We start from the raw sequence: 20037 nt of genomic DNA on the forward strand, positions 1-20037 counted from the left end.
AGTCGTTTGTCGGAGTATTTTTATTGAGTCGTGTTAATTAGTGTCTATGTCAGATGCACTCAGTTCGATCAACATCGGGGACTTACTCAAGCTCCTGCTCGGGCTCGTGGTGGTTTGGGTCGCCCTCGAAATCGTCCTCCAGGTTCTCGACTTTGCCGTCGAATTTATGAGCTCGATCATGGGGCTCATCATCATCGCCCTTATCGTCCTCTGGTTCCTCGACACTATCTGAGTGTACAGCCTGAACGTCCCAGTTCCCGGTGAGGTGTCACGCCTCGCTGCGGACCTGTTTCCACAGCTTGTTGGCTTCGACCGGATTCGAGAGCGCCACACCCTCCTCGCAAAACGGCTGGGCGACGAGGAGTTTTACACGCTTGAGACACGCCTTCGACAAGCGCTCGCGGGCGCACCCGCCTTCGAAGTGCAGGTAACGGGCATCGACCAGTTCGACCAGCCGACGCGCGGCCCCGGCCCGGTCGTCTACCTCGCCGTCGAAAGTCCCGGTCTCATGCAACTGCACAACCGCCTCACGGAGACGTTTAGCAACATTGAGGGGCTCGAAGGCGACGACTACACCCCGCACATCACGCTCGGGCGCGGCGGGACGCTTTCTGCGACCATCGAGCCGATTACGTGGACGGTCTCACAGCTCGAACTGTTCGACGCGAAACACCGCGAAGTCGCCAGCCGGATTCGCCTCCCCGCTTAGGGCGCAGGCGGCCCCTCTGGCCCCCACGCATCCTTATCGCCGTAGAAGTTGAGCATCGCGAACTTGAGTTTATCAGGCGCGATATCGAGCATCTCTCCACGCTCCTCGGGCGGGAACGTCCCGCGGACGCTGTACTTGCCCATATCCTTGCGGGCGGCCTCGGTATATCGCTTATCCACGAGCGCCCGCACCCCGAAATCCTCGGGCGAGCGAATCACCCGTCCGAGGGCTTGGCGGGTTTTTCTGACCGTCGGAATCTCGACGGCGTACTCCCACCCAGCGTCCCGGCCGCGGTCGGAAAAGGCGGCGTCGTAGGCCGCTTGGACGGCTTCCATCCGGTCGTTTAGATGTGGGTACGGAACGCCGACGACCACGACGGTTCGCGCGTCGTCGCCGTCGAAGCTCACGCCTTCTGTCAGGGTTCCCCAGAGCGAGGTAAAGAGGGCAGCGTGGTCGTGATTCGAGAACTCTTGGCGAATGTCTTCGACCGACTGGCCGGGCTCGTCGCGGTAGAGTTTCGCGTCTACTGTGCCAGACACCATCTCGAAGTAGCGTTCGGCTTCGGCGTAGCTCGGGAAAAAGGCGAGGGTGTTGCCCGGCGTCATCCGAATCGCATCGCGGAGCACGTCCGCAATCTCGGATTGCGTCTCGGGGTTGCCCCGCTCGCTCGAAAACAGCGCCGGGGTCTCGACAGCGAACGTGCGGCGATTCTCCTCGGGGAACTGAAGACCGTAGGCCATCGTCGCGGGGTCTTCGAGGCCGAGTACGTCCTCGAACACGTCGAACGGTCTGAGGGTTGCGCTCATCAGAATGCTCGCGTACACTTCATCGAACAGGTCGCGGGTGACCTGCTGGGGGATGCAGGTGTACAGTTCGGCGCGGGCGTACACCTCGTTCGTCTGCTCGTTGCGACGCACGGATACGACGGGGTACTGGCCTCCCTTTCCGCCTTCTGCCATCCAGAGGGCGATGAACCGGGCGGCTTGCAGGGTTTGACACTCCTGTCTCGTGGTGGTCTCGCCGTTTTTGTAGGCGTCTTCGTACTCCTGGTCTAAGGTCGCTCCGAGCGCTTGGGCCTGCTCTAAGTCGGCGTTGATGCCCTGTCCCGAGTACGTTTGAAGAAAGGCCAGCGTGAGGTCGTCGCGGCGGTCGTCGTTGGCAATCGAGAGGTCTTTCCAGTTCTCTTTGACCCGCTTTTTCTCGCCGTAGCTGAGCGTGTCGTCGAGCACCTGCGAGACCGCCCGGCGGAACGCGCCAATCACGTTTTTCGCGGGCTGTCTGCGCGGGTCGTCGGTGTCTTCGAGCTCGTCTAACGCCTGGTCTACGGTGTTCTCGGTGAGCGTTTTCGAGGCGTGTTTGCGGGCGGCGTCCTCGACGTTGTGCGCCTCGTCGAACGCGACGATGATGTCCTCGGGGTCGCGGTCTAACCACCGGAAGAACTGCTCACGGATCATCGGGTCGAGGAGGTGGTGGTAGTTACAGACGACGAGGTCGACGCCTTCCATCCCCTCTTTCAGGAGTTCGTAGCCACAGAGGTGGCGCTGTTCTGCGTAGTCGTACACGTCGTCCGGGGTGCGCACGTCCGCGAACAGCCACGAGAAGAACTCGCTCGTATCGGCGGTGAGGTTGTTGTAGTAGTGTTCACAGACGTTCGATTTGAGGTCAGAGAGGTCGTCACCGAGCGTTTCGAGTTCTTTCATCACGGTGGCCCGCGCCTCTGCTGCGCCGTCTTCACCCGCCTGACTCGCTTCGAGCAACTCCTGTTCGCGCTGTTCTAACTGCTCGCGGTCTTGTTCGGTGTCGACGTACTCGCGGGTGGTATCCCGGAGCACCTGACACTCTTCGTAGCCCACGTCGATGTGGCACATCGACTTTTTGCCCTTGAACACGACCGTGCGAATCGGCTCCTTGCGCGTAATCGCGCGGGCCTCGGCGATGAACTGGCGCATCTGCTGGTGGACGTTCGTCGTGATGACGACCGTCTTGCCCGTTTCGCGGGCGTATTCGAGCGCCGGGACGAGCGCAGAGAGAGTCTTCCCAGTCCCGCAGGCTCCCTCGAAGAGGACGTCCTGCTCACGGGCGAGTGAGTTGTAGATGCGGTCCATCGCCTCGTGCTGGTTGTCGTACGGCGCGTCGTAGGGGAAGAATCGCAGGTACCCTTCGTCTGCCACGTTGGACGAGGGTTCGCCGTATTCGCTTAAAATACTTCGCCGCCTCGGCTCAGTTGAGCACTTCCGGCTCGATGTACACCTTCGTCACGTCCGGCTCTTCTTTCTTGAGCGCGGCTTCCATCTCGGTGATGATGTCGTCGATTTCTTCCGTGTCGTAGTCGCCCGCGAAGGCGATGTCCGCGAACAGAATGACGTGCTCTGGGCCGAAGTAGACGGTACGGAAGTCCTCGATTTTTTCGACGCCCTCCCAGTCGCGCACGATGTCTCTGAGGTCCTGTTCCTCTGTGGCGGGGAGGCTCTCGCCGAGCAACAGGCGCTTGTTCTCCCACGCGAGCGCGATGGCGAAGCCCATAAGCATCAGCCCGATGAGGAGCGCGGCGGCCGCGTCGTAGACCGGATTACCGGTCACACGGGTCAGGTAGATACCGCCGAGGGCGATGCCCGCCCCGCCGATTGCGATGGTGTCCTCGGTGAGGGCAGTCAGGGTCGTCACGTCGCTTGTTTTCTTGAACGCCTCGCGGAAGCCAGACCAGCCGTGTTCGTCGATTTGGAGGCTCATCGCCGTGTAGGCCTTCTTGAAGGCGTAGCTCTCGAACGCGATTGCGCCGATGAGGACGCCGTAGTTCACCCAGACACCGGGGATCGTCGCGCCGAGAAGGGTGACGGTCCCGGTGGACGGGACGTGCGGGTTCATGATGGCGTCGTAGCCGTGGCGCGCACTTTCCCACCCGGCGATGCCAAACAGCAGGACACTCACGAGAAACGAGTAGAAAAACTGGGCTTTGCCGTAACCAAACGGGTGGGCGCGACTCGCCTTTTTTTCGCCGTATCGAATCCCAATGAGGAGAAACACCTGATTGCCGGTATCCGAGATGGAGTGATACGTCTCAGAGAGCATCGCGGGGCTTCCCGTCAGCAGGAAGCCGAAGAACTTGAGAATCGTGATGGCTCCGTTCGCGAAGAGGGCGGCGTAGACGACGGATTTGCTTCCAGCCATTATGCATTCGTGTCATCCTGTGGCCAAAATCGTTCCGGGGTAGTCTTGTGTCATCGACGCGTACCGATTGCCATGATTACCGTCGTCTCAGACACTCACGGCAACACCGGCCACCGTCTTTCGGGACGCGTGTTCGATGCCGTCTCCGAGGCAGACCTCGTGTTGCACGCAGGCGATTTCTACACCGAAGCCGCCCTCTCCGCGTTCGAACAGGAAGCGACCCGACTGGAGGCGGTGTACGGCAACACCGACGTCCACGCGATTCGCTCGCGGCTCCCCGCAGAGCGCGTCATCGAGTTTGACGGCCTCAGAATCGCGCTCACTCACGGCCACGAACACACCGACACGTCGCTCACCATGTTCGGTCGGCAGGCGAACGCCCACCTCGTCGTGTTCGGTCACTCACACGAACCCGGCTTCGAGCAGCGCGGCGACATTGGCTTTCTGAATCCGGGGAGCCACGCAGACCCGCGCTGGCATCGCCCGGGCTACGCGGAACTTGAGGTCGTTGGAGACCACGCCGAAGGCCGCCTCATCGAACCAGCCGGGACGGCCTTCGACACGTTTAGAATAGAATTGGAGGGCTGACCCCACACGGTCAGCGCCAGCGGGTATAGGCGGGCATATCGCCGCCCCATCTGGTGGTATGGCTCGTGTGTAAATGTAATCTCGGTAAGGTCAAAGACGGATTTCACCTATCCGTATAGGCTACCACAGCCCACGCCAGCAAGACGACGGCACCGCCGGCGAAAAACAGCGCACCCGGCGGTAGCCCCGCGTCACTCGTGGCCGCGGTCGTCAGCTCGGCGGCGGCGCTCGCGGTCTGTGTTGCCGTCTCCGTTACCGTCTGTGTGGTCGCCTCTGCGATGCTGAACCCACCACCACTTTGCTGCGTCGTCGTGGTCGTCGCGGCCGTCGTCTGTGTCGGTGTCGTCGTACCTCCAGCCGGCACGCCGCGCCGACTCGCCCATGCGTGCACCACCAGACTCGCGCCGGCGAGAACGGCAATCCCCGAGAACAGTCGCGTGATGACGTTCTTGAGGCCACCCGTTTCCTGCTCGCGGCCCGCGAAGATGACGAGCGGTTTGTCGGCGGGTGCGTAGACGTTCATCTCGCGGCCCTTCTCCGAGTAGATGGTGTCAACCACCGAAATCGCCCCCGCCGATTCGAGGCGCTTTAAGTGATACTGGACGTTCTGGAGCGAGGTTCCGATGCGGTCTGCGAGCGCCGAGGGCGGGGCTGGCTCGTCGTGGAGCGCGGTCAACACCCGCCGGGCGGTTTCCGAGGACAACGCGCCGAGAAGGGCGTCTGCGTCTTCGCTATCGACGCCGATGACGCGCGGGGTGGCATCGTCCCCGTCGGCACTGGGAGAGGAGGGCAACAACGGCATTGTCGTACGGTTCTTCGCACTAACATATCAATCCTTTCACAGAATTGGTCCCCCGAAACGACTTTCCCCGCTCGGCGGGAACGCAACTGCATGATATTTGGCATGGACACCAACACGCTCGTCCTCGTCGGGCTTGTCGTGGTGTTCCTCTCGTTCATCCTTGCGGTCTATCTGTTCATGCGCCGGACGCTCCTCGCCTTCCGCGAGGGGATGGACGGCGGGCGTCGTTAGCGCGTCTGCCCGACGGCGTCGATGACGGTTTCTACGTCCTCTGTTGAGACGTTCCAGTGCGTACAGAAGCGAACGACACCGTCGGCAAACGGCACGCCGAGCACGCCCTGTTCTTTGCACGCCGAGAGGAACTCGTCGGTTGACTGCTCGCCCGTTTCGACGAGCACGATGTTCGTCTCCGGCTCTTTGACGGTGAGGCCGTGGTCTCTGAGTCCGGCGGCAAGCCGTTTGGCGTTCTCGTGGTCGGCTGCGAGCCGTGACCGGTTTTCGAGCGCGAGCAAGCCGGGTGCGGCGACCATCCCCGCCTGTCGCATCCCGCCACCCATGAGCTTGCGAACCTGGTGGGCGGCGTCGATGAACTCCTCACTGCCCGCGAGCATCGAGCCGACGGGCGCGCCGAGGCCCTTCGAGAGACAGAACATCACCGAATCTGCCTCTTTCACGAGGCGGCTTGCGGGCACACCTGCCCCGGCGGCAGCGTTGAAGATGCGCGCGCCATCGACGTGAAGCGGGACGCCGATGTCGTGGGCTGCGTTCGCTGCGGCATCCATCTCCTCGGGTGAGACGACGACGCCACCTTTCGCGTTGTGCGTATTCTCGACGCACACGAGGCCGGTTCCGGCTTCGTGGTCGCTCCCCTCTATGGCGTTCTCGGCGATGGCTTCCGGCGTGAGGACGCCGCGGTCGCCGCCGTCTATCGTGCGCACCTGCAACTGAGAATGCTGGGCGAGGCCGCCGAGTTCCCACTTGTAGATGTGGCTCTCGCGTTCGACGAGCACCTCGTAGCCGGGACTCGTGTGCACCTTCGCGGCAATCTGGTTTCCCATCGTCCCCGAGGGGACGAACAGCGCGTCGTCTTTCCCGATAATCTCCGCGGCGCGGGCTTCGAGTTCGTTGACCGTCGGGTCTTCGCCGTACACGTCGTCACCGACGTCGGCTTCGGCGGCGGCTTCGCGCATGGCGTCGTCGGGTAGGGTCACGGTGTCGCTTCGCAAATCGAGCATACCCCTCGTTTTTCGGGATACCCGAAATAGGTCGTGGTCGATACTGGCTCACGCTGAACCGGTGACTATCTCTCGACGGCGGACCGGTTGCAGAAGGGGAGTCTGCGTGACGCATCGAACGGAGACATGAGCTATTCTGCCGTGTGCGGCCACCCGAAAGGGGTATCGGCAACCTGCATGAATATCCGGTATGGACCCGCGTATCCGCGAACAGGCACAGGTTCTCGTCGAACACTCGACGCGCGTAGAGAAGGGTGACAACGTCGTCATCGTCGCCCCGGCGGTCGCCGCAGACCTCGTCGTGGCGCTCCACGAACTCATCGGTGATAAGGGTGCACACCCGTTCTACATGGCGAGCGATTCGCGCGCCGCCCGCGCCTATCTCCGGGCCTCCGACCCCGAGGATTTTGAGACGCCGAGCCACATCATGGCGCTGTTCAAGGAGATGGACGTGTACATCTCGATTCGCACCGAGGTGAACGCCACCGAGACGAGCGACGTGGCTCCAGAAGTGCTCGCCGCCCACTCTCGGGCCATGTCGCCCACGCTCGAAGAACGCCTCTCGAAGCGCTGGGTCGCCACGCAGTTCCCCGGCACTGGCAGCGCCCAACTCGCGGAGATGAGCCTCGAAGGCTACGAGAACTTCGTCTGGGACGCCATCAACAAAGACTGGGACGCCCAGCGCACCCACCAACAACAGCTGGTCGAAATTCTGAATCCAGCCTCCGAGATTCGCATCGTGAGTGGCGACACGACGGACCTCACGATGAGTCTCGAAAACATGATTACCATCAACGACTCGGGGATGCACAACATGCCCGGCGGCGAGGTGTTCACCGCGCCCGTCCCCGATTCGGTCGAGGGTGAGGTTCTGTTCGACCTCCCGCTCTACCACCAGGGCCGCGAGGTCACGGGTGCATGGCTCAAGTTCGAAGACGGCGTCGTTGTCGAGCACGCTGCGGAGAAGAACGAAGCGGTGCTCACGAACATCCTCAACACGGACGATGGGGCACGCCGCCTCGGTGAGTTAGGGATTGGGATGAACCGTGACATCGACCGGTTCACCTACAACATGCTGTTCGACGAGAAGATGGGCGACACCGTCCACATGGCCGTCGGCCGCGCCTACGACGAGTGCGTCGGCGAGGGTGCAGAACAGAACCAGAGTGCGACCCACGTCGATATGATTGTGGACATGGCAGAAGATTCGTTCATCGAGGTTGATGGGGAAGTCGTCCAGCGCAACGGGACCTTCCGATTTGAGGACGGCTTCGAAGCATAGACGCACGCAATGCGGTTTTCTCTGTTACAGCCCCAAGAGCGCACGCCCGCGGAGGAGCGAGGCCGTAATTCCGACGGCGACGTGCAGGACGAACGCCACCGCGGTCAGCGTCGTCGTGGAACCGGGCAGCGTTGGAACCACTGTGAACAGGGGGAACAGGAAGAAGATGAATACGAGCGCAGCGACGGCGAGGAAGTTTCGCGCCACCTTCTTCGTGAATCGGTCGAACAGCCCGTAGACGACCGTGGCGACGAGTGCAGCACTGGCGGTGACGGTGAGCATTTCACCCCACACGAGCGGGTTGAAGCCGGCGGGGACGGTGAGCAGTGTGCCGACAATTCCGCGGACGACGATGACCGCAAGCAGCGAGACGCCGACTGCGAGCGCTCCGCGTTGGACGAGGTCTGCCGTCGTGAGTCGGGTACGAACCGGTGGCGTCGCTGTGGTGGATGCCATAGACGCAGTAGGGGCGCTCTGTTCGAGAAGCTACGAGTTACTTCGGGTAACTCAGCTGCCTCACGGCACGAACGAACTCGCCACGCGGTAGATACAGAAATCGAACAGGCCGAATGCCGTGCCCACGAGTCCGCCGACGATGGCGGCGACCGGGATTCCGAACACGAGCACGATGAACGACGCGAGGTTGGCGAGCACTGCGACGCCAAAGGTGAGGAGGAAAACGAGGACGAACGCCACCGGGAGGAAGACTAGTCCCGTCACTGCACCGCCGAGGTAGCCCCAGAGCATGGCACTCCGGAGCCGACTGTCCGAGTTTTCGGGGTTGAGCGGGGCACGGGTGAGCACCCAGCGCGTCGTCCACCACGTACTTGCCCAGAGGGCGAGAAACAGGGCGAAGCCGGTGAGCGTATCGAGCCCTGCGAGCAGGCGGCCAATCGAGCCTGACGAGTGGAGCACGAACAGACCAGTCGTGGTGAGGAGCGTGACGTGGAAGGTGGCGAGTCCGAACACGAGGAGGTTGTCCGGGCGCGTGCGAGCCGTCTCAGCCATGGGCGAGCACCTCCGCGAGCGCGAGCAAGCCAAGTACGTAGAGCGTGGTTCCCGCGTAGGCCCGTGACAGGGTGGGAACGACGTTCGCTGCGATGTCCGCTTCTCGCAGGCGGGCCACTGCGACCGTTCGACCGGCCGAAAAGAGGAGCAATCCAATCACCGCCGCGAGTTTCGTGTACAATACCACTCCCCACTGGGTCGAGAGCGTCGGAATAGCGGGGGCGAGCGCGCCGAGATTGCCCACGCCGGTCATGACAAGCGTCCCGAGCGCCGCCCAGAACAGCCATTCGTAACCCGTCGCAAGCTGGAGTAGAAATCCTCGCTCGACCGGAGAGGGCGCTCGGGTTCGAACCGTCAACCAGACGACTGCGCTCCCGCCCAACAGCACTGCCATCGCGAGGACGTGTATCGAGCGAACGAGAAGATGCGAGAGCGCCATAGCTATACTAACGATTCATCGTGCTAACAAGATAACTGCACCTACGGTGTGGCTCGATGGACGATACGACCACTACCTTGGGGTGCGTCCAGGCGGTATGGAGAAAGTCAGGGTTGACGCAGTCGAACAGGTGAAAAATCCGTACCCGCGCTCGCCGGGGCCGTTTCGTGTGGGCCTCGCACTCGGGGCGACGGACATCGGGCTCAACTACTTCGAACTTGAGGCGGGCGAAGCGTTCTCGGGCGGGTATCACACCCACCACGACCAAGAGGAGATTTTCTACGTCCAGTCGGGGACGGCCACCTTCGAGACCGAGGCTGGAACCGAACGGGTTGCCACAGGCGAAATCATCCGATTTGCACCCGGTGAGTTCCAACACGGCTACAACGACGGCACGGAACCGGTCTCGGGACTCGCCATCGGCGCACCCTTTGGCTCAGACGACGTGGAAATCCTGAAAGCGTGTCCCAACTGTGGCGAACGCACCTTCCACCGCCGCCGGTCGCTCCTGAGCGACGATGTGACGAAAGCCGATTTACAACTCCTCTGTCCCGAGTGCGGGACAGAAATGATACCTACAAATCGCGGCGAGAAAGAGGAACCGGAGCGGTAGCGAGGTGGTTGCGGAGCGGCCTTTGTAAGAACGAGAACACGATGGGAGTCACGCGAGCGCACCGAGTGTGACCTCGTCGGGAATCGACGTAGGTGAGCAAACGCGAAGCGTTTGCGAGCACGATGGGATTCGAACCACGGTCGCTTCCGTTCGCTTCGCTCACCTCTCGCTCCCTGATTCGAATCCCACGAGAGTCGTCACTCACGACTCACTATCGTTCGTCGGAGATGACGAGCACGATGGGATTCGAACCCACGACCGTCGGATGTCTTCCCCTCCCAGCAGAGTGCTGAGAAGGATAGAAGTCCGACGCTCTATCCAGACTGAGCTACGTGCCCTACCGGTCGTTCTCGGTGACAGTCAAAAATTGTAGCGGTCTGCGTTTTACCCGTCGAAGCGATACAGCGAGGTGACGAAGGGGAGCAGATTGAACATCCAGTAGGCGATGGGGAGGCCGATGATGGTGATGGCGAAGAAGGCGGCGATGTTCGCCCACGCGAGGCTGAGCCACCAGCCGATGAAAATGAAGTAGAGGAGTCTAATGACCAGTGAGTGTTGGCCGCGGCTCGACTCCGGTGTCGAAAGCGAGCGTGGCTCTTTCAGCGTGAGGGCGGTTGGGACGAGGTTGATGAGTTTGATTCCGAGCGGGAGGAGGATGAGGGTGGCGTTCAGGAACCACGCGATGTTGATGAGTGCGGGGGTGAGCCACCAACCAACGGCGACGAACCAGAGGGCGCGAACCAACAGGGGGCGTTGTGCCATACTCGTCGTAAGTGGTGAAGCGAGAAAAGGTGTGTCCCACCCGGAGCAGAGGGCTTATGCGCGCCTCACGAGTACGCCGACGTAATGCGTGTTATCGGTATTGTCGGACTGCCGGGAAGCGGCAAGAGCGAGGCCGCGACGGTTGCGAAGGAACTCGACATTCCCGTGTTGACCATGGGGGATGTCATCCGGGCCGAGTGTCGCGACCGTGGGCTCGACATCACGGAGGACAACATGGGGATCGTAGCGACTGACCTCAGAGAGCAAGGCGGGCTTGCGGCCGTTGCAAACCGGTCGTTGCCGCTTATCGAAGCACACCTCGAAGACAGCGACGTGGTGCTCGTCGACGGGATTCGTGGCGCGGCCGAAGTCGAATGTTTCGAGGCGGCGTTTGGCGACCAGTTCGTCCTTGCGAGTATCGAGGTACCCTTCGAAACTCGACTCGAACGGATTCGAGACCGGGGCAGGGACCCGACGGCCGAAGCGAAGGCCGACCTGCGCGAGCGCGACGAACGCGAACTCGGCTACGGGATGGGCGAGGCGATGGAGCGAGCGGACGTGGTCATCGAGAACACGACTTCGCTTGCGGCGTTCCACGAGTCGATTCGGACGCTTCTCGAAGACGGTATCGACGCCCTTGAGACCGCCGCGAAAGAATCGGAGGCCACCGAATGATTTACTCCGTTGATGTCGAAATCACGGCGCCAGTCAAGGCGACGGAGGTCACAGACCGTGTGGCCGACGCCATCACGAACCTGTTCCCCGAGGCGACGGTCTCGACGAACCCCGGTGAGTTGGTGGCAGAAGCCCACAGCATGGACCACTTCTCGCAGTGTTTGCACAAACAGCAAATTCTCGACACCGCCCGCGGTGAGTTCTTTTCGACGCTTGAAGGCGACACCTTCTCGTTCGGGTTGAAAAAGCAGGCGGCGTTCAAGGGCGTCGTGAACTTCTCGGTCGGCAAACCCGGCGAACTTGGCGACCTCGCGGTTCGCGTGCGCGTGCACGAACCGGGTGTTGAGCAGTTCATCGACCACATCGCACCCCCAACGAAGGACGGAAAGCCGATTACTCCCGAGGAGTCTCGCTGAACCCACTCACGAAAATCGCCAGCCACTCGCTCACGTCTCTGCGTTCTCGCAGTTCTATTGCCGTAATCCATTTCACCCACTGGAAGCCACGTCTCCCGGGCGCGACCAGCCTGAGCGGCGCGCCGTGACCGTGGACGAGCGCTTCGCCGTCGACGTGGGTTGCGAGGAGCGCGTCACGGGCTTCTTCGATGGGGAGACTCCACCGGTAGCCGGTGACTGACCGGAAGGAAACCCAGCGCGCCGCCGGGGTGGGTTCTGCGAGGTCGAGGAGGGACCCAACGGCGATGCCCTGCCAGTCGTGGGCGGAGTACCAGCCACTCGTACAGTCGAGGATGGCGCGGGTTTCGTCCTCGGGTGTGAGGTCGTCATAGCTGAACGAGCGTGGCCGTGCGAGTTCGCCGGTGAGTGTGAGCGTCCAGTGTTCGACGTCGATTGGGGCGGGGTCGTCTGCGACCCAGCTGGTCAGCGGGAAGGCGTTCCCCGCGTCGCTCCCGCGTTCTTTCGAGCCGGTGAATCGTCTGGTTGCGCCGGGGAGGGCGAGGAGTCGGCTTGTTGCCTGTTGAACGCGCCACGTGAGCGCGCCGAACACGAGGAGCGACCCGTACTGGAGGGCGATTCGACGTTGTGTGAAGTCCGCCGGTTGTGGCGTGTGGTAGTGACGTCTCAGGTGGAGTGCAAGGATGGGGACGACGAGCAACCCAAGCGCGATGTGGACGTTGAGTGCGTTCCACAGCAAGAATCGAAAGTCGCCACCGAACGCCCAGAACACGCCGGTTGCGAGCGCGCCAAGGGTGACCGCTGCGAGGAGGGCGGAGAGTGCAGTCGTCCACCGTCCTGCAACCCGGGTTCTGAGGCGCGGGGCGACACGGCGCAGTTTCCAGGCAACGAGGACGGTAAGAGTGAATCCGAGCACCCCGTGGCTGACGAAGACGATGGCGTCGGCTGGTTCACCAGCGATGAGACTGAGGAGACCGGTTGCGACTTCGAGGGCGACGACGACAAACAGCGTCCAGTCGAGCGTTCGAGGGGTGGGTTCGAACCGAAAACGCGCCATTACTGTGTGGTGCTACGCGATGGACGGAGTTAGCCCTCTTGTTGGGCGTGGGTTGTGACTCCACCGTGTGAGTAGCGAAGGGAGAACTGGTGGGTTAGAACTCGTGTTCGACCTTATCTTGGTCTGCTTTTTGGATGATGATTTTCCCCTCGCGTACGCGAACGAACACTTCATCACCGATATCCATCCCTGCAACTTTCAGCTCGTCTTCGTGCAGGTTCAGGTGCACGTTGTGGTATTCCCCATTCTCGTCTTTTGCCCCACTCGGACTGAGCTTCTTTTTCCGTACCATCGCGGTATCTTATTCGCAGGTTCGCTGTAGTGGATACTTAAGTCTACCGTGAGTCGGCCTGTATCGAAGCGTCAGAGCGCTCAGCCGGTCATTATATTTAAAATGAGGGGTGCGTGCAAGGGTTGCACATACCAGCCTAGTCGGTGATTTTCGGTCGAATCGGCCAATTTTCCTGAATCACGTATATAAAGATGGCGTCGGAGTACCCCGATTTTGGGGATATCTTTATTAGGTGGCATGTGCTCGTTTGACATGGAGCCAAAACCATGGCACGTAGTGAGGATTCAAAGCGCAACTTTGCCCTGCGCGACAAGAGCGGTAAGGAATCGAGCGTCTTCTCAGGACGAACCCCCCGACAGGCAGCACTCAAAGCCGCCCGTCGACTGAAGCCCGCGAAAAGCGAGAGTGCGGCAAAGCGCACCGAACTTCGCCTCCGCGAAAAAGGGACGACGAAAGTCCACATCTACGATGGCTGGGCCTGGAAGGAGGAAGCACCCGATGATAAGCCAAACTGGATGCCTACCGTCATCACCGAGGCCAACGTCTCGAAGAAGGGTATCGAACACTTAGAAGAGATCTAAGCTCGCATTCATACGCATTTTTCGGCCGTAGTTACTCTTTCCGTACGCTCGCGTAGCGCGCTCGGGCACACCTCTCGATGAGACCGTGTCCCCTTTACCACCCCTGCTCGTAGACCAGTCTGCGCGGCCAACACCCGACCAGACCTGACGCGACAGGCGAGGGATGATCGGTCGGCCTCCATCCGCGCGACACCATTCATCGAGCCACTCTCGCTGCTCAGTCGCAACGCTCGCTGTTCGGCGGTCTTTGCAGAGCGGCTCGTCACACCACTGTGTGGCTCTGTTCTCGCGGGTCGTGTCTGCAGTACCCATGAAACCGCATGACGAAGCGCCGTTCGTTCGACGGTCTTAAGTGTAACCCCCCCATCGGGAATAATGTGAAGCAGCGCAGGAGGGTCGGACGCCCGACCCGGCCTCGTTGCACCGGATTGCATCCGTAGCCCTTAAGTGTGTAAGGGCATTCGGGATTAATAAGCGCGGGACGCCCGGAAATCGACACCCGGCGTCCACCTGATTCCGATGCCCTTAAGTGTGTAAGGGCGTTCGGATGTACTGTGAAGCGCGGGAGGTCGGAGCCACCCTCCGACACCCAACTTCGAATCGGAATCCGACGCCCTTAAGTGGGTAAGGACATTCCGAATGAATGCAGACAGAAAGCAAGCGTGACTGGGCGACGGTTGAATCCCGTCCCCACTCATGGGCCGACACGCACCGTTCGATGGGTTTATGACCCGTCCCGGAGTATGTTCAGGTCCGAAGGAAATGAGGATTCCACCCCTGCGGTCCGCCGTAAAGATGGGATCTGATGTTAGCCTTGATAGTTCGGTGACACCCGATCGGTAATCGTGTGTCGTCGAACTTGTGATACCAATAGCGATTTAGCGATATGGTAGCTGTGTTTCATACACAGCTCCCGCCACACCCCCCTGGTTTACCAGGGGAACATTCCGGTTGATCCTGCCGGAGGTCATTGCTATTGGGGTTCGATTTAGCCATGCTAGTTGCACGAATTTAGATTCGTGGCGGAAAGCTCCGTAACACGTGGTCAAACTACCCTATGGATTGAAATAACCTCGGGAAACTGAGGATAATGTCAAATAGGGGTCTTCTGCTGGAATGCTTAGACCTTGAAATGCTCCGGCGCCATAGGATGTGACTGCGGCCGATTAGGTAGACGGTGGGGTAACGGCCCACCGTGCCGATAATCGGTACGAGTTGTGAGAGCAAGAGCTCGGAGACGGAATCTGAGACAAGATTCCGGGCCCTACGGGGCGCAGCAGGCGCGAAAACTTTACACTGCACGACAGTGCGATAAGGGAACCCCAAGTGCGAGGGCATACAGTCCTCGCTTTTCTGTACCGTAAGGAGGTACAAGAATAAGGGCTGGGCAAGACCGGTGCCAGCCGCCGCGGTAATACCGGCAGCTCAAGTGATGACCGCTATTATTGGGCCTAAAGCGTCCGTAGCTGGCCGCACAGGTCCGTTGGGAAATCTGCTCGCTTAACGAGCAGGCGTCCAACGGAAACCGTGCGGCTTGGGACCGGGAGGTCTGGAGGGTACGTCCGGGGTAGGAGTGAAATCCTGTAATCCTAGACGGACCACCGATGGCGAAAGCACTCCAGAAGAACGGATCCGACAGTGAGGGACGAAAGCTAGGGTCTCGAACCGGATTAGATACCCGGGTAGTCCTAGCTGTAAACGATGCTCGCTAGGTGTGACACTGGCTACGAGCCAGTGTTGTGCCGTAGGGAAGCCGTGAAGCGAGCCGCCTGGGAAGTACGTCCGCAAGGATGAAACTTAAAGGAATTGGCGGGGGAGCACTACAACCGGAGGAGCCTGCGGTTTAATTGGACTCAACGCCGGACATCTCACCAGCATCGACAGTAGGAGTGAAAGTCAGTGTGATGAGCTTACTTGACCTACTGAGAGGAGGTGCATGGCCGCCGTCAGCTCGTACCGTGAGGCGTCCTGTTAAGTCAGGCAACGAGCGAGACCCGCACGCCTAATTGCCAGCAACACCCCTGAGGTGGTTGGGTACATTAGGTGGACTGCCGCTGCCAAAGCGGAGGAAGGAACGGGCAACGGTAGGTCAGCATGCCCCGAATGTGCTGGGCTACACGCGGGCTACAATGGTTGAGACAATGGGTTGCAACCTCGAAAGAGGACGCTAATCTCCTAAACTCAATCGTAGTTCGGATTGAGGGCTGAAACTCGCCCTCATGAAGCTGGATTCGGTAGTAATCGCGTCTCAGAAGGGCGCGGTGAATACGTCCCTGCTCCTTGCACACACCGCCCGTCAAAGCACCCGAGTGAGGTCCGGATGAGGCCACCGTAACGGTGGTCGAATCTGGGCTTCGCAAGGGGGCTTAAGTCGTAACAAGGTAGCCGTAGGGGAATCTGCGGCTGGATCACCTCCTAAAGACCGGGATCGGGCTTCGGCCCGACCCACCTTAACTGGTTTCACAGTTCGACCGCGTTTCACCGGTCGGGCACCTTAGAACTATCAAGGCTAACAACTGCCTTCCAGTTGGAAGGCGGGCCCATAGCTCAGTGGTAGAGTGCCTCCTTTGCAAGGAGGATGCCCAGGGTTCGAATCCCTGTGGGTCCATGCAAACGTGTTCAATCACGAACCGTGTCCCTTAAGTGGGAGACGGCGCTTTGATTGAATACCTGCAAGAACCGATGCACCACTCCGTGTAAGCGCGAGTGGGAAGGGTTGAACGCATCATCTTACCCGATGTGTGCGTGATGACGCTGTGTGTACGTGCAATCCAGACGTCCACTGGACGCGTTCCGAGTCACAACCGGAACAAACAATCGTGGAAACTATACTGGCTGGTGGATAGCTCGGCTCAAGTGCCGACGAAGGACGTGCCAAGCTGCGAAAAGCTGTAGGGAGCCGCACGGAGGCTAAGAACTACAGATCTCCTAATGGGAATCCCTTTACAATTGCTTCGCGCAATGGGGAACGCTCCGAATTGAAACATCTTAGTAGGAGCAGGAAAAGAAACCAAATCGGGATGTCGTTAGTAACGGCGAGTGAAGGCGACACAGTCCAAACCGAAGCCTTCGGGCAATGTGGTGTATGGGCTGGTACTCATCAGCAGAAATTTTGTGTGAAGTCTCTTGGAACAGAGCGTGACACAGGGTGAAAACCCCGTAACACAAATCAGTACGCTGTGCACCAGTACCTGAGTAGCGGGGGTTGGAAATCCCTCGCCAATAAGGCAGGCATCTACTGCCAAGACTAAATACAACTTGAGACCGATAGTAAACAAGTAGCGTGAGCGAACGCTGAAAAGCACTCCGAGAAGGAAGGTGCAATAGGTCTTGAAATCAGTCAGTGATGGAGCGACGGGGCATAAAAGGCTCTGAGAAAAAGGAACGAGGTGCGAGCCTCTAGTACGAATCTCAGAGAGCCGGTGTTCCGTCGTGCGTTTTGAAAAACGAGCCAGGGAGTGTGCTTGTTTGGCGAGTCTAACTCGAGTATCGAGGAAGGCATAGGGAAACCAACATGGCCGCAGCGCTTTGCGTGAGGGCCGCCGTATTCAAGTGCGGGGAGCCAAACGGGCACGACCCGAAACCGAGTGATCTACACATGGGCAAGGTGAAGCATGGCGAAAGCCATGTGGAAGCCTGCTAGGGGTGGTGTCCTACAATACCCTCCCGTGATCTGTGTGTAGGGGTGAAAGGCCCATCGAACTCGGAAACAGCTGGTTCCAACCGAAACATGTCGAAGCATGACCTCAGCTGAGGTAGTCTGTGGGGTAGAGCGACCGATTGGGGAGCTCGCCTCCGAGAGGAGTCGACTCCCCTGTCAAACTCCGAACCTACAGACGCTGTCGAAGCTGGGAGTCCGGTGCGCGGGGTAAGCCTGTGTACCGTGAGGGAGACAACCCAGAGTCGGGTTAAGGTCCCAAAGTGTAGACTAAGTGCGATTTAAAGGTGGTCTCGAGCCCTAAACAGCCGGGAGGTGAGCTTAGAAGCAGCTACCCTCTAAGAATAGCGTAACAGCTTACCGGCCGAGGTTCGAGGCGCCGAAAATGATCGGGGCTCAAGTCTACCACCGAGACCTGACGGCACGAGTAACATCGTGATTCAGTAGGTTGGCATTCTGTTTGGGTGGAAGCGCGGGTGAGAACTCGTGTGGACCGAGCAGTAACGAAAATCCTGGCCATAGTAGCAGCGATAGTCGGGTGAGAATCTCGACGGCCGAATGGATAAGGGTTCCTCAGCAATGTTCGTCAGCTGAGGGTTAGCCGATCCTAAGTCTTACCGCAATTCGAGTAAGACAAAAGGGAAGCTGGTTAATATTCCAGCGCCATCATAAACTAAAAGCCGACGCTTCGGGGTCGGTCGAGCCGGGCATTCGCCCGGTCGAACTGTCCAAATCCGTGGAAGCCGTAATGGCACGAAGCGGATGAACGGCAGGATAGGGAAACTCGACCCAACCTGGAGCCCGTGAAAAGGCAATTATGATGATCGTACCGAGAACCGACACAGGTGTCCATAGCGGAGAAAGCTAAGGCCTGTCGGGAATAACCGACGTTAGGGAATTCGGCAAATTAGTCCCGTAAGTTCGCGATAAGGGATGCCTGCCCCGGAATGGGGCAGGTCGCAGTGACTCGGGCGCTCGGACTGTCTAATAACAACATAGGTGACCGCAAATCTGAAAAGACTCGTACGGTCACTGAATCCTGCCCAGTGCGGGTATCTGAACACCTAGTACAATAGGACGAAGGACCCGTCAACGGCGGGGGTAACTATGACCCTCTTAAGGTAGCGTAGTACCTTGCCGCTTAAGTAGCGGCTTGCATGAATGGATCAACCAGAGCGCCACTGTCCCAACGTTGGGCCCGGTGAACTGTACATTCCAGTGCGGAGTCTGGAGACCCCCAAGGGGAAGCGAAGACCCTATGGAGCTTTACTGCAGGCTGTCGCTGGGACATGGTCGCTAATGTGCAGGATAGGTAGGAGTCGTTACACAGGTATCCGCGCTAGCGGATCACCGAGACATCACTGAAATACTACCCGTTAGTGACTGTGACCCTCACTCCGGGAGGAGGACACCGGTAGCCGGGCAGTTTGACTGGGGCGGTACGCGCTTGAAAAGATATCGAGCGCGCCCTAAGATGACCTCACTCGGGTCGGAGACCCGAGGAAGAGTGCAAGAGCATAAGGTCGTCTGACAGTGTTCTTCCCAACGAGGAACGCTGACGCGAAAGCGTGGTCTAGCGAACCAATTAGTCCCGCTCGATGCGGGCAATTGATGACAGAAAAGCTACCCTAGGGATAACAGAGTCGTCACCGGCAAGAGCACATATCGACCCGGTGGCTTGCTACCTCGATGTCGGTTCCCTCCATCCTGCCCGTGCAGCAGCGGGCAAGGGTGAGGTTGTTCGCCTATTAAAGGAGGTCGTGAGCTGGGTTTAGACCGTCGTGAGACAGGTCGGCTGCTATCTATTGGGGGTGCAAGGTGCTTGACGGGAACGTTCGTATAGTACGAGAGGAACTACGAATGGTTGCCACTGGTGTACCGGTTGTCCGAAAGGGCAAGTGCCGGGCAGCTACGCAACAAGGGGTAAGAGCTGAATGCATCTAAGCTCGAAACCCACCTGGAAAAGAAGCACTATTAAGACCACTCGTAGAAGACGAGTTCGATAGACTCGGGGTGTACGCGCTGAGGCAACGAGGCGTTTAGCCCGCGAGCACTAACAGGTCGCCACTTAATCATACCGCATTACGGATGGACTCGGAACGAGTCCGGGCGTAAACTGGATTGCACGTACATTACAGCACATACCACCGATAACTGGTGTTCACCACACACGGTGCCAGTGGTTCGATTCCACAGATCGGCGTTAAGGCGGCCAGAGCGGCAGGGTCACTCCCGTACCCATCCCGAACACGGAAGATAAGCCTGCCTGCGTTCCAGTGAGTACTGGAGTACGAGAGTCTCTGGGAGAGCTGACCCGCAAGGGTGACAAGGTACAGTCCCAGGACTGCCATCCATAGTACACGCAGGGTTTGTCCCGGTGGAATTGGAGAACAGTCCGTTATAACGGTCTGCAACCAGTGGTTCGCCGCCTCCATTCATACTTCATTCATTTAGCCTAGAGCGAGAGCTCTGGGCTTTTTTCATTTACAGACGGCGAGTGACAACGCTCGCGTCTGGTGATTCATTACAGACCGCTACGCTTAAGCGACTCACCCCACTACCATGTGATGCGCCAAGGTGGCAGAGTCCGGCCAAACGCAGCGGCCTGCAGAGCCGCCCATCGCCGGTTCAAATCCGGCCCTTGGCTTTTGTGTCGCGAACAACTCCGTGAGCGACAGCACCCAGTCGAGGATTTGAACGAGGGAGCAGCTTGTCTGCGACCGTGGTTCATAATCCGGCCCTCGGCATACAGCGT

General features: G+C 59.6%; 19 protein-coding genes, 3 tRNA genes and 3 rRNA genes. 14 read left to right on the forward strand and 11 right to left on the reverse strand.

Features of this window, described 5'->3' with window-relative positions; all coding sequences use genetic code 11:
* Positions 1–46 precede the first annotated feature (46 nt).
* Together V5N12_RS02505 and V5N12_RS02510 are read left to right on the forward strand one after the other, a co-directional pair.
* Complete coding sequence (locus tag V5N12_RS02505) at positions 47–232, forward strand: DUF7554 family protein (protein ID WP_332897581.1); 186 nt, start codon at positions 47–49, stop codon at positions 230–232.
* A complete protein-coding gene (locus V5N12_RS02510) occupies positions 233–709 on the forward strand; it encodes a 2'-5' RNA ligase family protein (protein ID WP_332897582.1) in 477 nt (158 codons plus the stop codon).
* Here the strand turns inward: V5N12_RS02510 and V5N12_RS02515 are convergent.
* Complete coding sequence (locus V5N12_RS02515; protein WP_332897583.1) at positions 706–2880, reverse strand: ATP-dependent DNA helicase; 2175 nt, start codon at positions 2878–2880, stop codon at positions 706–708. The genes V5N12_RS02510 and V5N12_RS02515 overlap by 4 nt on opposite strands.
* 49 nt (positions 2881–2929) lie before the next feature.
* Positions 2930–3877: a cation diffusion facilitator family transporter gene (locus tag V5N12_RS02520; protein ID WP_332897584.1), complete on the reverse strand. Its 948-nt coding sequence runs from the start codon at positions 3875–3877 to the stop codon at positions 2930–2932.
* A gap of 72 nt (positions 3878–3949) precedes the next feature.
* On the opposite strand from V5N12_RS02520, the gene V5N12_RS02525 reads away from it, so the two are divergent.
* Positions 3950–4465 (forward strand): metallophosphoesterase, encoded by a 516-nt coding sequence (locus V5N12_RS02525; protein ID WP_332897585.1) that lies wholly within the window; start codon positions 3950–3952, stop codon positions 4463–4465.
* 103 nt (positions 4466–4568) lie between these two features.
* Here the strand turns inward: V5N12_RS02525 and V5N12_RS02530 are convergent, their stop codons facing one another.
* Complete coding sequence (locus V5N12_RS02530) at positions 4569–5267, reverse strand: ArsR/SmtB family transcription factor (protein WP_332897586.1); 699 nt, start codon at positions 5265–5267, stop codon at positions 4569–4571.
* A gap of 90 nt (positions 5268–5357) precedes the next feature.
* On the opposite strand from V5N12_RS02530, the gene V5N12_RS02535 reads away from it, so the two are divergent.
* Positions 5358–5498: a DUF7859 family protein gene (locus tag V5N12_RS02535; protein ID WP_332897587.1), complete on the forward strand. Its 141-nt coding sequence runs from the start codon at positions 5358–5360 to the stop codon at positions 5496–5498.
* Here V5N12_RS02535 and V5N12_RS02540 read toward each other — a convergent pair.
* Positions 5495–6502, reverse strand: coding sequence for a threonine aldolase family protein (locus V5N12_RS02540; protein WP_332897588.1), 1008 nt, complete (start codon positions 6500–6502; stop codon positions 5495–5497). The two genes, V5N12_RS02535 and V5N12_RS02540, sit on opposite strands and share 4 nt — an antisense overlap.
* 190 nt (positions 6503–6692) lie before the next feature.
* Here V5N12_RS02540 and V5N12_RS02545 point away from each other — a divergent pair, with 190 nt between their 5' ends.
* Positions 6693–7784 carry an aminopeptidase gene (locus V5N12_RS02545; RefSeq protein WP_332897589.1) on the forward strand — a complete coding sequence of 364 codons (1092 nt, stop codon included), beginning with the start codon at positions 6693–6695 and terminating at the stop codon, positions 7782–7784.
* A 24-nt stretch (positions 7785–7808) separates the two neighbouring features.
* Here V5N12_RS02545 and V5N12_RS02550 read toward each other — a convergent pair whose 3' ends face one another.
* From V5N12_RS02550 to V5N12_RS02560, 3 genes are read right to left on the reverse strand one after another with little or no spacing between them, the layout of a single operon-like run.
* Positions 7809–8240: a hypothetical protein gene (locus V5N12_RS02550; protein ID WP_332897590.1), complete on the reverse strand. Its 432-nt coding sequence runs from the start codon at positions 8238–8240 to the stop codon at positions 7809–7811.
* A 60-nt stretch (positions 8241–8300) separates the two neighbouring features.
* Positions 8301–8792, reverse strand: coding sequence for a hypothetical protein (locus V5N12_RS02555; RefSeq protein WP_332897591.1), 492 nt, complete (start codon positions 8790–8792; stop codon positions 8301–8303).
* A complete protein-coding gene (locus V5N12_RS02560; protein ID WP_332897592.1) occupies positions 8785–9231 on the reverse strand; it encodes a hypothetical protein in 447 nt (148 codons plus the stop codon). The genes V5N12_RS02555 and V5N12_RS02560 overlap by 8 nt, the downstream gene beginning before the upstream one ends.
* 97 nt (positions 9232–9328) lie before the next feature.
* Here V5N12_RS02560 and V5N12_RS02565 point away from each other — a divergent pair, with 97 nt between their 5' ends.
* Positions 9329–9844: a cupin domain-containing protein gene (locus V5N12_RS02565; protein WP_332897593.1), complete on the forward strand. Its 516-nt coding sequence runs from the start codon at positions 9329–9331 to the stop codon at positions 9842–9844.
* A gap of 231 nt (positions 9845–10075) precedes the next feature.
* Here the strand turns inward: V5N12_RS02565 and V5N12_RS02570 are convergent.
* A tRNA-Arg gene (locus tag V5N12_RS02570) sits at positions 10076–10182 on the reverse strand.
* A gap of 46 nt (positions 10183–10228) precedes the next feature.
* A complete protein-coding gene (locus V5N12_RS02575; protein ID WP_332897594.1) occupies positions 10229–10606 on the reverse strand; it encodes a YccF domain-containing protein in 378 nt (125 codons plus the stop codon).
* 84 nt (positions 10607–10690) lie between these two features.
* On the opposite strand from V5N12_RS02575, the gene V5N12_RS02580 reads away from it, so the two are divergent.
* Positions 10691–11281, forward strand: a complete 591-nt coding sequence (locus V5N12_RS02580) for an AAA family ATPase (RefSeq protein ID WP_332897595.1) — start codon at positions 10691–10693, stop codon at positions 11279–11281.
* Positions 11278–11697 carry an RNA-binding domain-containing protein gene (locus V5N12_RS02585; protein ID WP_332897596.1) on the forward strand — a complete coding sequence of 140 codons (420 nt, stop codon included), beginning with the start codon at positions 11278–11280 and terminating at the stop codon, positions 11695–11697. Before V5N12_RS02580 ends, V5N12_RS02585 begins: the two co-directional genes overlap by 4 nt.
* Here the strand turns inward: V5N12_RS02585 and V5N12_RS02590 are convergent.
* Both V5N12_RS02590 and V5N12_RS02595 read right to left on the reverse strand, forming a co-directional pair.
* Complete coding sequence (locus tag V5N12_RS02590; protein WP_332897597.1) at positions 11675–12751, reverse strand: molybdopterin-dependent oxidoreductase; 1077 nt, start codon at positions 12749–12751, stop codon at positions 11675–11677. The genes V5N12_RS02585 and V5N12_RS02590 overlap by 23 nt on opposite strands.
* Before the next feature lie 94 nt (positions 12752–12845).
* The gene (locus tag V5N12_RS02595; RefSeq protein ID WP_276245903.1) at positions 12846–13043 is read right to left on the reverse strand and encodes a hypothetical protein; all 198 of its coding nucleotides are present in this window, start codon (positions 13041–13043) and stop codon (positions 12846–12848) included.
* Positions 13044–13309: 266 nt separating this feature from the next.
* Here V5N12_RS02595 and V5N12_RS02600 point away from each other — a divergent pair, with 266 nt between their 5' ends.
* The 6 genes from V5N12_RS02600 to V5N12_RS02625 all read left to right on the forward strand — a co-directional run bounded on the left by V5N12_RS02600 (position 13310) and on the right by V5N12_RS02625 (position 19929).
* Positions 13310–13624 (forward strand): non-histone chromosomal MC1 family protein, encoded by a 315-nt coding sequence (locus V5N12_RS02600; RefSeq protein WP_332897598.1) that lies wholly within the window; start codon positions 13310–13312, stop codon positions 13622–13624.
* 944 nt (positions 13625–14568) lie between these two features.
* Positions 14569–16041, forward strand: a 16S ribosomal RNA gene (locus V5N12_RS02605).
* 119 nt (positions 16042–16160) lie between these two features.
* Positions 16161–16232, forward strand: a tRNA-Ala gene (locus tag V5N12_RS02610).
* 206 nt (positions 16233–16438) lie between these two features.
* Positions 16439–19355: ribosomal RNA gene (locus tag V5N12_RS02615) — 23S ribosomal RNA — on the forward strand.
* Positions 19356–19486: 131 nt separating this feature from the next.
* A 5S ribosomal RNA gene (gene rrf, locus V5N12_RS02620) occupies positions 19487–19605 on the forward strand.
* Together the 16S, 23S and 5S rRNA genes with 2 tRNA genes alongside form the textbook arrangement of a ribosomal RNA operon.
* A 248-nt stretch (positions 19606–19853) precedes the next feature.
* Positions 19854–19929: transfer RNA gene (locus V5N12_RS02625), tRNA-Cys, on the forward strand.
* Positions 19930–20037 lie beyond the last annotated feature (108 nt).

It is taken from the genome of Haladaptatus sp. CMSO5, assembly GCF_036689885.1.
GTDB lineage: Archaea > Halobacteriota > Halobacteria > Halobacteriales > Halococcaceae > QDMS2.

Coding starts and splice junctions, on each gene's coding strand:
- V5N12_RS02505 (WP_332897581.1), top strand. CDS start 47: ATGTCAGATGCACTCAGTTCGATCAACATCGGGGACTTACTCAAGCTC.
- V5N12_RS02520 (WP_332897584.1), bottom strand. CDS start 3,877: ATGGCTGGAAGCAAATCCGTCGTCTACGCCGCCCTCTTCGCGAACGGA.
- V5N12_RS02525 (WP_332897585.1), top strand. CDS start 3,950: ATGATTACCGTCGTCTCAGACACTCACGGCAACACCGGCCACCGTCTT.
- V5N12_RS02530 (WP_332897586.1), bottom strand. CDS start 5,267: ATGCCGTTGTTGCCCTCCTCTCCCAGTGCCGACGGGGACGATGCCACC.
- V5N12_RS02535 (WP_332897587.1), top strand. CDS start 5,358: ATGATATTTGGCATGGACACCAACACGCTCGTCCTCGTCGGGCTTGTC.
- V5N12_RS02540 (WP_332897588.1), bottom strand. CDS start 6,502: ATGCTCGATTTGCGAAGCGACACCGTGACCCTACCCGACGACGCCATG.
- V5N12_RS02545 (WP_332897589.1), top strand. CDS start 6,693: ATGGACCCGCGTATCCGCGAACAGGCACAGGTTCTCGTCGAACACTCG.
- V5N12_RS02550 (WP_332897590.1), bottom strand. CDS start 8,240: ATGGCATCCACCACAGCGACGCCACCGGTTCGTACCCGACTCACGACG.
- V5N12_RS02555 (WP_332897591.1), bottom strand. CDS start 8,792: ATGGCTGAGACGGCTCGCACGCGCCCGGACAACCTCCTCGTGTTCGGA.
- V5N12_RS02560 (WP_332897592.1), bottom strand. CDS start 9,231: ATGGCGCTCTCGCATCTTCTCGTTCGCTCGATACACGTCCTCGCGATG.
- V5N12_RS02565 (WP_332897593.1), top strand. CDS start 9,329: ATGGAGAAAGTCAGGGTTGACGCAGTCGAACAGGTGAAAAATCCGTAC.
- V5N12_RS02575 (WP_332897594.1), bottom strand. CDS start 10,606: ATGGCACAACGCCCCCTGTTGGTTCGCGCCCTCTGGTTCGTCGCCGTT.
- V5N12_RS02580 (WP_332897595.1), top strand. CDS start 10,691: ATGCGTGTTATCGGTATTGTCGGACTGCCGGGAAGCGGCAAGAGCGAG.
- V5N12_RS02585 (WP_332897596.1), top strand. CDS start 11,278: ATGATTTACTCCGTTGATGTCGAAATCACGGCGCCAGTCAAGGCGACG.
- V5N12_RS02590 (WP_332897597.1), bottom strand. CDS start 12,751: ATGGCGCGTTTTCGGTTCGAACCCACCCCTCGAACGCTCGACTGGACG.
- V5N12_RS02595 (WP_276245903.1), bottom strand. CDS start 13,043: ATGGTACGGAAAAAGAAGCTCAGTCCGAGTGGGGCAAAAGACGAGAAT.
- V5N12_RS02600 (WP_332897598.1), top strand. CDS start 13,310: ATGGCACGTAGTGAGGATTCAAAGCGCAACTTTGCCCTGCGCGACAAG.